Raw genomic sequence first — 10,023 nt, 5'->3', positions numbered from 1 at the left:
CAAAACAAATTGGAATCCTTAGAGATGGTGATATGGCAGTTGAAGGTTTAGAGCTTAACAAAATGTCTGAAGAAGAACTTATGGAAAAGCTTCCTCACATTTCTGTTTATGCAAGAGTTTCACCAGAGCATAAAATTAGAATAGTTAATGCATGGCAAAACAAAGGAAATATTGTTGCTATGACTGGTGATGGTGTTAATGATGCCCCAGCTCTTAAACAAGCTGATATTGGTATTGCTATGGGAATCACAGGAACTGAAGTTTCAAAAGATGCTGCTTCTATGATTTTAACTGATGATAACTTTGCTACAATAGTTAAATCTGTAGCTAATGGTAGAAATGTTTATGCTAATATAAAGAACTCTATAAAGTTCCTTTTATCAGGTAATACTTCAGCTATACTTGCTGTTTTATATGCCTCAATAGCTGCACTTCCAGCTCCATTTGCTCCAGTTCACTTATTATTTATAAATCTTGTTACTGATAGTTTACCTGCAATTGCAATTGGTGTTGAAAAAGGAAACAAGGATATTCTTAAAGAAAAACCTAGAAACAGTAAAGAATCTATCCTTACAAAAGATTTCCTAACAGATATTGCTTTTGAAGGAATTGTAATTGCTATATTTACACTTCTTGCATTCTATATGGGACTTAAAACAAGCCCTGCCGTTGCAAGTACTATGGCATTCTCTACACTATGTCTTGCAAGATTATTCCATGGATTTAACTGTCGTGGAAAAGCTTCTATCTTTAAGCTTGGTCTTTTCACTAACGCTTATAGCTGGTACGCTTTCATAACAGGTGTTGTCTTAGTAAATATAATTTTATTTGTTCCAATCTTTAGAGGTCTATTCCAAGTAGCTCCTTTAACTTTAGGTTCAGTAGGATTCATTTACTTATTCGCCTTTATGCCAACGGTTATCATTCAAATTGTAAAAATGATAAGATTTAGATAACTAATAGAGCTGTTCCACTACATAGTGAAACAGCTCTACTTTTTTTATTTCTCTTTTTCTAAAATTTCTCTTGCTTTTTTTCTTATGGCAAAGTCTAGTCTTCCAGATTCTATTATTATTTCTAAAGCCTCTTTGTTTAAACCATTATTAAATAAATATTTAGCTTTACTTGCCCTTGATGCTCTTGATTTTTCAGTAAATTTTGTCGGTAAATATTGTGCCCCTCTACCTGATTTAAATTCATAATAATATTTTACAAAAACTTCTTTCCCTATATAACCCAAAACCTTATTTACATCCATTCTACACTTCTCCCTTTAATACAAATAGCTGTATGTTGCTCCAATAAGTCCTGCATCACTTCTGTGTTTGCAAAGTTCTATGCTACAACTTACATCATTCCACCATTTTATCTCTTTTAGGCTTTCTAATATATTCGGAATAAAATCTTCTCTATCACTTACTCCTCCACCTAAAAGTATTTTTTCAGGATTTAAAGTAGCTGATAAATTCATTATTCCAATGCTTATAGATGTATACCATTTATTTAATATAGCTTGTACCTCTTCATCTTTTTTAGCCTCTATAAATACTTCTTCTCCGCTTATCTCAGCATCCATATCTATATTCTTATATTTCTTATACATATTTACTAAAGAAACTGTTGATGCTGTTGTACTTAGCATTCCTTGTCCACCTTCTTTAGTTAATCCTTCACAAACCATAAATCCAAGTTCTCCTGCTCTAAAGGAATTCCCTCTTATAATCTTTCCATTTAAGAAAATCCCCCCACCAACTCCTGTTCCAAAGGTTAAACATATGAAGTCATCACAACTCCTTGCATTTCCACTGAACTTTTCTGCAAGTGCTGCGCATTTCCCATCATTTTCAACAGTTACCTTTAAACCTATTTTTTCTTTTAGTATTTCTGTTATACTTTTCTTTTCCATACAGTTAATTGCATAGCATACCTCCGGTATCCCTTTTTCTGCATTTATAAATCCAGGCATACTTATAGCTACACCTTCAATAGAATCTTTATATTGTTCTATAACACTTGTTAGACTTTCTATAAAGACTTCCTCATTCTCCGCCCTTGTTTTATTCTTTCCCTTTTCTAAAATTTCACCCATTTCATTTACAATTCCATACTTAGTGTTTGTACCACCAATATCAAATGCCAATATTTTTCTCATAAAAATTCCCCCTTAAATACTCTCTACCTCATAACTTTTCTTAATAATTTAATCTTATCTTTAAATGGTGCAAATCTTATATTCACTTCCATAAAGGTTCCCCTTTTCACAACTGACCTTGTATGTGAAAAAGTATCAAAACTTGCTTTCCCATGATAACTTCCCATTCCACTACTTCCAACTCCACCAAAAGGTAAAGATGTTTGACCAACATGAATTACTGTATCATTTATAGTAACTCCACCTGAAGTAGTTTCTTTAAGTACTCTCTCTATTTTATTATTATCTTCTGAAAAATAGTATAATGCAAGTGGTTTATTCCTATTATTTACAAAGTTTATAGCCTCTGTCGTATCATCAAACTCTACAATTGGTAATATTGGTCCAAATATTTCATTTTGCATAAGACTACTTTCTAAGTCTACATTTGTTATAATAGTTGGCTCTATATATCTATCGCTTATATCATAATTTCCACCATAATATATATCTCCATCCTTAAAGTATTCTACTAATTTCTCTGTATCCCTTTCTCTTATAATCCTTGGATACTCTTCATTATTTTTTGTATCTTTCCCAAACTGCTTTTCTATTTCATTTACTAGCTCTTTTAAAAATTCATCTTTAATATCTTTTTGAACCATAAGATAATCTGGTGCAACACAAGTTTGACCTGCATTTAAGAATTTTCCCCAAACTATTCTTTTAGCTGCTAAACTTAGTTTACTATCCTTATCTATAATACAAGGACTTTTCCCACCAAGTTCTAATGTTACTGGAATTAAATTTTTTGCTGCTGCTTCCATAACAATTTTTCCAACAGCAATACTTCCTGTGAAAAATATATAATCGTATGGAGTATTTATAAGCTCTGTAACAGCCTTTCTTCCTTCATTTGGTGCAACTACTTTTATATACTCTTCATCGAAAGCATTATTAATCACCTTCTCTAATAACAATGCTGTATTTAAAGAACCTTCTGACGGCTTTAAAACAGCACAGTTTCCTGCACTTATAGCTCCAATAAGTGGTGCTATAATAAGTTGAAAAGGATAATTAAAAGGTCCAATTATAAGAGCCACACCATATGGCTCTTTATAAATGTAATTTTTGCTTGGGAAATATACTATAGAGCTTTTTTTCTTTTCTCTCTTTGCCCATGTCTTTAATTTTTTTATATGCAAATTCACTTCATCATAAGTTATCCCTAGTTCTGTTGCATAGCCTTCAAACTTACTTTTTCCTAAATCTTTATTCAAGGCAATTAAAAAATCTTCTTCATTTTCTTTTATAACTCTCTTTAATTTTTTTAAACTATCTATTCTAAAATTTAAATCTTTTGTCTCTCCTGTTTTAAAAAACTCTTTCTGTTTTAAAAAAACCTCTTTTAAATTTTCCATATTTTCACTCCAAAAAATTATTTTATTTAAATTTTATCATATTTAAGTCCATCTTTAAAATTATCTAAGCTTAAATTAAATTCAATTATTCCTGATGCATATGGTGCAATTTCATAAAGTCCATAATAAATTACTAAATTATTATCATTTATATAAAATCTAGTTTTATTATCAACCCCTTTAAAATCCCCTCCTCCATCAAAATATTTTTCCTTATCCTTATTTATTTCTTCTCTAATTAAAGAATCTATTTTCTCTTTATAATTGTAATTTTCCTTAAAAAAGTCACTCAAATTTAACAATTGTCCTGTTCTTTTATCTATATTATAAGCCTCCTTATAGCTCATACCATGAGCTCCACCTGCAAACTGGTAATAGTCTATATATAAGCTCACTAAGTTATTATCATTCTTAGCTACTTTATAAGTTGACATGACCTCATAAGGTATGTTACACATCATCCCATCTTTTTTATATTCATCTGCTCCCTTTGTAACTTCTAAAATATAAGCATTTGTCCTCTCTCCAATTATTTCATTCGCTATTATTCCATAATGGGATTGAATGTAAGGAATACTTATATCAATTACTATACATCTATCTTTAGTATATGTTTTCTTTTGAACTATATCGCTTCTTTCCACAGCATACGAAGTTATCCACAGGCATTGTGTGGAAAATGTTAATAATAATATTATCCACAACCTTTTAAATCTAAGTGTCCTAGCCTTTTCTTTCATTCTTTTTTTCTCCTTTCTTCTTTTTTTCTACATGTTTTTTCTCTTTTTTTCCTTATTCCACAGCAAAAATGATTTTATCTACAGGAATATCAACATATTTATCACAAGTTATCCACAGGTACCTGTTGATACTGTTAGTAATTTTTGACTTTTAATACTTTTACTTACTCTATTTTTATTTTTTATTTCCATTAATAACAAAAATAGCCCACAGATATTATTTCTCTGTAGACTATTTTTTATTCTTATCTTCTTGAATTTTTTATCATATCATTTAATATTTTTAATTCTTTGTAAGTTAAATTTCTCCACTCACCAACTTTTAATGTTCCAAGACCTATGTTCATTATCCTAACTCTTTGTAATTTTACAACGTTATATCCAAGGGCTTCACACATTCTTCTAATTTGTCTGTTTAATCCTTGCGTTAAGACTATTCTAAAAACGTCTTCCCCCTCTTTTGTTACCTTACAATCTTTTGTTATAGTATCTAATATAGGAACTCCACTGCTCATCTTTTTGATAAATTCATTTGTTATCTTTCTATCTACTTGAACAATATATTCCTTTTCATGGTCATTTCCTGCTCTTAAAATTTTATTTACCACATCACCATCATTAGTCATTAATATAAGACCTTGTGAGTCCTTATCTAATCTTCCAATGTTATAAATTCTTTTTTCATGATTAACAAAGTCAACTATATTTCCTTTTACCTTTTTCTCTGTTGTACATGTTATTCCAACTGGCTTATTTAATGCTATGTAAACTAACTCTTCTTCTTTTGTTACAAGCTTTCCATCTATAGTTACTTCTTGTCCTGGGATAATTTTTTGACCCATTAAAGCCTTTTGTCCATCTATATAAACTTTTCCTGCTTCTACAAGTTTATCCGCCTCTCTTCTTGAGCAATAGCCTGTTTCTGCAATATATTTATTTAATCTTACCTCTTCTGGTCTGTCGCTATGGTCTATTACGGCTTCTGTAACCACTCTACTATTTTCTTTTTCTCTTGCTTTTTTATTTATATACTTATATCTCGTTTTATTCATCATTTTCTTCCTTTTGATTTTTTATTATTGTATATAGATTAAGCTGTATGCCATTATTATTTATATCTAGCTTAACTTTATTATCATAAATATATTCCCCTGTATTTTTCAAATCTTTTGTATTTATAGTTGTTCCATTTACAGTCATTGTATACCCATGTTCTGGCTTCATACTATTGTTATCTGCATATTTTATAACATTCAATATTGCATTGTCTATTGATTCACCATTAATTTTTAAATCAGTAAGCATTTTTTCACCTTTTTCAGTACCCGAATAAGAATATAATACTCTATTAAATCTATTCGTTTGGATTTTCACATCTGATGTAGTTTGCAGTATTACTGTAGTCTCTATTGTATTATACTGATAAAAAACAACTCCTGTTATAGTAGCTATAAAGATAGTTACTAGCAATATCTTAAACCTATTTTTATAGAAGAAATCTTTTTCAATCCCTTCATGCTCTATCCCAATCTTAGTCTCTTCTTTTTTAAGATTTTTTATTTCACCATTACTTGTTAATATATTGATTGACCTACTATTAATTTTTAAGACTAACCCTTTGATTCTATCCTTCTTACTTTCTAGATTATTTACCACTGAATTTTCTTCATTAAGGATTATCCTCACATAGTTTTGTATATTTTTATAATTTGGATTTGAAAACATTATAATATATAAAACTATATACCCATACCACATTTTCAAAAATTCTTTTTTAATTTTTGTTTTTCTACTTAAACTTGATAAATTAAGTTTTCTTTTATCTCTGAAACTTTGTAAAAGTTCCTCCTCTTCCATAACATAAAAAGCTATATTCATTGCAATATTTTTTTCTCTATCATTCATCCTCATTCTTGATAATTCTTTAATATGCACATCATATAGATACAACTCTTTTCTTAATAAAGAGATTTCTCTTTCTCTTACTATATCAAGCTTTTCTCCAACTTCTAATAACCCATTTCTCATTGAAAAAACATATTTATTCTTATTAAATTTATTCACAATACCCATCCCCATATTTCTTTTCTCTTTAATTAATTATACCTTAATTCTTTTATTTTTTTAACTAAATCACTAAATAAAAAAACTATAATTGTCATTTTTCTACCATTTTTAATATAATATACTATAAATCACTATCTTTATAGGTTTTTTATGAAAAGAAAGAATATTATATATGTTGATTTTAAGTACAAAAGAACTAAAGTGTCAGCCTTTTCCTTCTTTATGAGAAAATTTTATGATAAGATTAAAGAAGATTTTTTAAAGAGGTGATATTTTATGAGAATAGGACTTGGATATGACGTTCATCGTCTAGTAGAAAATAGAGACTTAATTTTGGGAGGGGTAAAAATCCCACACACTGTTGGACTTCTTGGTCATTCAGATGCTGATGTTTTAATTCATGCAATAATGGATGCTCTTTTAGGTGCTTCAGGACTTGGTGATATCGGAACTCACTTCCCTGATACTGACCCTAAATACAAAGGTATTTCTAGCATAAAATTATTAGAACATGTTGGATTACTTTTAAAAGAAAATAATTTTAAAATTGGTAATATTGATTCAACAATCATTGCACAAAAACCAAAAATGGCTCCACATATTAGCCTTATGAAAGAGAATATTGCAAAAGCCTTAAATATTGATATAAGTAATATAAATGTAAAAGCAACGACTGAAGAAAAACTTGGGTTTACAGGAGAGGAACTTGGTATTTCATCTCAAGCAATTTGCTTACTTTTATAACTTGTTAATTTGCTTACTTCCTTTTATTGGATTATAATATTCTCTATAAAGTTATACACTTATAATTTTATAATAAAAAGGGGGTATAATCTTGTATTTTTGCCAAGTATGTAACAAGCCTGCAGATATACATCATATAGTTCACCGTTCTGAAGGTGGCTTTGAGCTTGACATAAATTATATGTATTTATGCCAAGAGCATCACAGAGGTAAAAATGGACCTCATCATAAATTAGAAAAAGATATTGAATATAAGATACATTTACAAAAAAAATTGTATGCTCTTTTGACTAAATCATTTTACTCAATAAAAGAACTTATAATTGTTTTAAATGCATCTAAAAATACAATAAAAAGAGTTACTAAAAACTTAAAACTCTATAAAGAAGGCTATAAAAAAGACCATATTATTTTTAGCCTAATGGGAAATTCCTACTACCCTGAGGATTTACTTCAGTCTATTGAATTACAAAATCTTCAATCTGAGATATATAAAATATAATATTTCATATATATTTACATTTCATGTATTGACAGGTAGAAATGAAGTTCCTATAATATTAGATAAATCAATAATTAACGCAATGACGAGACAGAGTATGTTATAGACCTCACTTAAAGAGAGAAAATACAGTAGCTGAAAGTATTTTTACTTGAGATTAACAGAAAACTACCTCCGAGCGACTTTAATACAGTCCGTCCTTATCACGTTACGATAAATTTAAGAGATTCATATTTTTAATATGAATAATTAGAGTGGAACCACGGATACTACTTCGCCTCTATATTTATTATAGAGACGGAGTTTTTTTATTTTAAAATTCAATTAAGAGAGGAGATTTAATTATGATAAAAGTTACTTTAAAAGACGGTTCAGTAAAAGAATTCCAAGCTGGAGTTTCAATGCTTGATGTAGCTAAAGGAATTAGCGAAGGTTTAGCTAGAAATGCACTTTGTGCAATGGTAAACAATAAGGTTGTTGACCTTAGATATGTTTTAAATGAAGATGCAGAGGTTTCAATATTCACATTTGATTCTGAGGAAGGAAAAGATGCTTTAAGACATACTGCATCACACGTTTTAGCTTATGCTGTTAAAAGACTTTTCCCAGATACAAAAATAGCAATCGGACCTGCTATTGAAAATGGATTCTACTATGATTTTGATAAAGATACTGCATTCTCAGCAGAAGATTTAGTTAAAATAGAATCAGAAATGAAAAAAATCGTTAAAGAAAATCCTGAAATAAAAAGATTTGAGCTTCCAAGAAATGAAGCTTTAGAACTTATGAAGGATGAGCCTTACAAGGTTGAACTTATAAACGAATTACCAGAAGATGAAATCATTTCATTCTACTCTATCGGTGATTTTACTGACCTTTGTGCAGGACCTCATATAATGTCATTAAAGCCAATGAAAGCTATTAAACTTCTTAGAAGTGCTGGAGCTTACTGGAAAGGTAATGAAAACAATAAAATGCTTTCAAGAATCTACGGAACTGCTTTCTTAAAAGCTAAAGATTTAGAAGAGCATTTAGAAGCTTTAGAAGAAGCTAAAAAAAGAGACCATAACAAACTTGGAAGAGAATTAAAATTATTTATGACTGATGAAAAAGTTGGTCAAGGTCTTCCATTATTAATGCCTAAGGGAGCTAAAGTTGTTCAAATTCTTCAAAGATGGATTGAAGATGAAGAAGAAAGACGTGGATATGTTTTAACTAAAACTCCATTAATGGCTAAAAGTGATCTTTACAAGGTTTCAGGACACTGGGATCATTACAAAGATGGTATGTTTGTTTTAGGAGATGAAGAAAAGGATAGCGAAGTTTTCGCTTTAAGACCTATGACTTGTCCATTCCAATACACTATATACAATGCTGAACAACACAGCTACAGAGACTTACCAATAAGATATGCTGAAACTTCTACTCTTTTCAGAAATGAAAGTTCAGGAGAAATGCACGGTCTTATAAGAGTTAGACAATTTACTTTAGCTGATGGACACTTAGTAGTTACTCCAGAGCAACTTGAAGATGAATTCAAAGGTGTAGTTGATTTAATTAAATACGTTATGACAACTTTAGGAATCGCTGATGATATTACTTATAGATTCTCTAAATGGGATCCAAACAACAAAGCTAAATACATTGACAATGCTAAAGCTTGGGAAGAAACTCAAGTTATAATGAAAAATATATTAGACCATTTAGAAATAGATTATGTTGAAGCAACTGATGAAGCTGCATTCTACGGACCAAAGCTTGATATCCAATTCAAGAACGTTCATGGTAAAGAAGATACTATAATAACTGTTCAAATTGACTTTGCTCTTGCTGAAAGATTTGGTATGACTTACATTGATAAAAATGGAGATAAGCAATTACCATACATCATTCACAGATCATCAATTGGATGTTATGAAAGAACTCTTGCTATGCTTATAGAAAAATTTGCTGGAGCACTTCCAACTTGGCTTTCACCAGTTCAAGTTAAAGTTCTTCCAATCTCTGATAAATACAATGATTATGCAAACGAAGTAATGAGTGGCTTAAGAAATAGTGGTATCAGAGTTGAAGGTGACTTCAGAGCTGAAAAAATCGGTTATAAGATAAGAGAAGCTAGACTTGAAAGATTACCATACATTATTGTTGTTGGTGAAAAAGAAGAAGCTGACAAATCAGTAGCTGTTAGAAGCAGAAAAAATGGTGATGAAGGTTCTATAAACTTTGAAGAATTCAAAGCTAGAATTTTAAGTGAAGTATCTAATAAAGATTTATAATATTAAAGGGGCTGTCGCACTAAAAAGTAGTGCACAGTTCCTTTTTTATACAAAAAAACAAATCCCTAACTTCGAAAAAGTTAGGGATTCTGATAAAATGTTTGTATGCTTAAAACCAACATTTTACTTAAAGATTATACTA

The 10,023-nt window shown here is 29.8% G+C and carries 10 protein-coding genes and 1 other annotated feature; of the genes, 4 read left to right on the top strand and 6 right to left on the bottom strand.

Annotation, left to right across the window (positions count from 1 at the left end; genetic code table 11):
- Window positions 1–956, top strand: a 956-nt coding sequence (locus ACRC28_RS06450; protein WP_438542629.1) for an HAD-IC family P-type ATPase, incomplete at its 5' end; no start/stop codon positions are given.
- Window positions 957–1,000: 44 nt separating this feature from the next.
- Here the strand turns inward: ACRC28_RS06450 and ACRC28_RS06445 are convergent.
- The 6 genes from ACRC28_RS06445 to ACRC28_RS06420 form a co-directional block, all read right to left on the bottom strand.
- Entirely contained in the window at window positions 1,001–1,258 is a 258-nt protein-coding gene (locus ACRC28_RS06445; protein ID WP_438542628.1) for a hypothetical protein, read from the bottom strand.
- Between the two features lie 15 nt (window positions 1,259–1,273).
- On the bottom strand, window positions 1,274–2,152 hold the full coding sequence (locus tag ACRC28_RS06440; RefSeq protein ID WP_438542627.1) for an ROK family protein: 879 nt from the start codon (window positions 2,150–2,152) through the stop codon (window positions 1,274–1,276).
- Window positions 2,153–2,175: 23 nt separating this feature from the next.
- Window positions 2,176–3,552, bottom strand: coding sequence for an aldehyde dehydrogenase (locus tag ACRC28_RS06435; protein ID WP_438542626.1), 1,377 nt, complete (start codon window positions 3,550–3,552; stop codon window positions 2,176–2,178).
- A gap of 26 nt (window positions 3,553–3,578) precedes the next feature.
- Window positions 3,579–4,292, bottom strand: coding sequence for a DUF3298 and DUF4163 domain-containing protein (locus ACRC28_RS06430; RefSeq protein ID WP_438542625.1), 714 nt, complete (start codon window positions 4,290–4,292; stop codon window positions 3,579–3,581).
- A gap of 245 nt (window positions 4,293–4,537) precedes the next feature.
- The gene (gene rluF / locus ACRC28_RS06425; protein WP_438542624.1) at window positions 4,538–5,347 is read right to left on the bottom strand and encodes a 23S rRNA pseudouridine(2604) synthase RluF; all 810 of its coding nucleotides are present in this window, start codon (window positions 5,345–5,347) and stop codon (window positions 4,538–4,540) included.
- Window positions 5,337–6,356 carry a hypothetical protein gene (locus tag ACRC28_RS06420; protein ID WP_438542623.1) on the bottom strand — a complete coding sequence of 340 codons (1,020 nt, stop codon included), beginning with the start codon at window positions 6,354–6,356 and terminating at the stop codon, window positions 5,337–5,339. Before ACRC28_RS06420 ends, rluF begins: the two co-directional genes overlap by 11 nt.
- 279 nt (window positions 6,357–6,635) lie before the next feature.
- Here ACRC28_RS06420 and ispF point away from each other — a divergent pair, with 279 nt between their 5' ends.
- The 3 genes from ispF (at window position 6,636) to thrS (ending at window position 9,881) form a co-directional block, all read left to right on the top strand.
- Entirely contained in the window at window positions 6,636–7,103 is a 468-nt protein-coding gene (gene ispF / locus ACRC28_RS06415; protein WP_438542622.1) for a 2-C-methyl-D-erythritol 2,4-cyclodiphosphate synthase, read from the top strand.
- 91 nt (window positions 7,104–7,194) lie between these two features.
- Window positions 7,195–7,605: an HNH endonuclease signature motif containing protein gene (locus ACRC28_RS06410; protein WP_438542621.1), complete on the top strand. Its 411-nt coding sequence runs from the start codon at window positions 7,195–7,197 to the stop codon at window positions 7,603–7,605.
- A gap of 73 nt (window positions 7,606–7,678) precedes the next feature.
- Window positions 7,679–7,890 (top strand) — a binding site (T-box leader).
- Window positions 7,891–7,949: 59 nt separating this feature from the next.
- Window positions 7,950–9,881 (top strand): threonine--tRNA ligase, encoded by a 1,932-nt coding sequence (thrS, locus tag ACRC28_RS06405; protein ID WP_438542620.1) that lies wholly within the window; start codon window positions 7,950–7,952, stop codon window positions 9,879–9,881.
- Window positions 9,882–10,023 lie beyond the last annotated feature (142 nt).

Origin of the sequence: Clostridium sp., from assembly GCF_051650885.1 — a bacterium.
In the GTDB taxonomy this organism is placed as follows: Bacteria; Bacillota; Clostridia; order Clostridiales; family Clostridiaceae; genus Clostridium.
Note: the sequence above shows the minus strand (reverse complement) of the source record. Positions and strands in the feature narration are given on the sequence as shown.

What these genes read in the sequence shown, in the direction of transcription:
- ACRC28_RS06445 (WP_438542628.1), bottom strand. Translation starts at nt 1,258, where the DNA reads ATGGATGTAAATAAGGTTTTGGGTTATATAGGGAAAGAAGTTTTTGTA.
- ACRC28_RS06440 (WP_438542627.1), bottom strand. Translation starts at nt 2,152, where the DNA reads ATGAGAAAAATATTGGCATTTGATATTGGTGGTACAAACACTAAGTAT.
- ACRC28_RS06435 (WP_438542626.1), bottom strand. Translation starts at nt 3,552, where the DNA reads ATGGAAAATTTAAAAGAGGTTTTTTTAAAACAGAAAGAGTTTTTTAAA.
- ACRC28_RS06430 (WP_438542625.1), bottom strand. Translation starts at nt 4,292, where the DNA reads ATGAAAGAAAAGGCTAGGACACTTAGATTTAAAAGGTTGTGGATAATA.
- rluF (WP_438542624.1), bottom strand. Translation starts at nt 5,347, where the DNA reads ATGATGAATAAAACGAGATATAAGTATATAAATAAAAAAGCAAGAGAA.
- ispF (WP_438542622.1), top strand. Translation starts at nt 6,636, where the DNA reads ATGAGAATAGGACTTGGATATGACGTTCATCGTCTAGTAGAAAATAGA.
- thrS (WP_438542620.1), top strand. Translation starts at nt 7,950, where the DNA reads ATGATAAAAGTTACTTTAAAAGACGGTTCAGTAAAAGAATTCCAAGCT.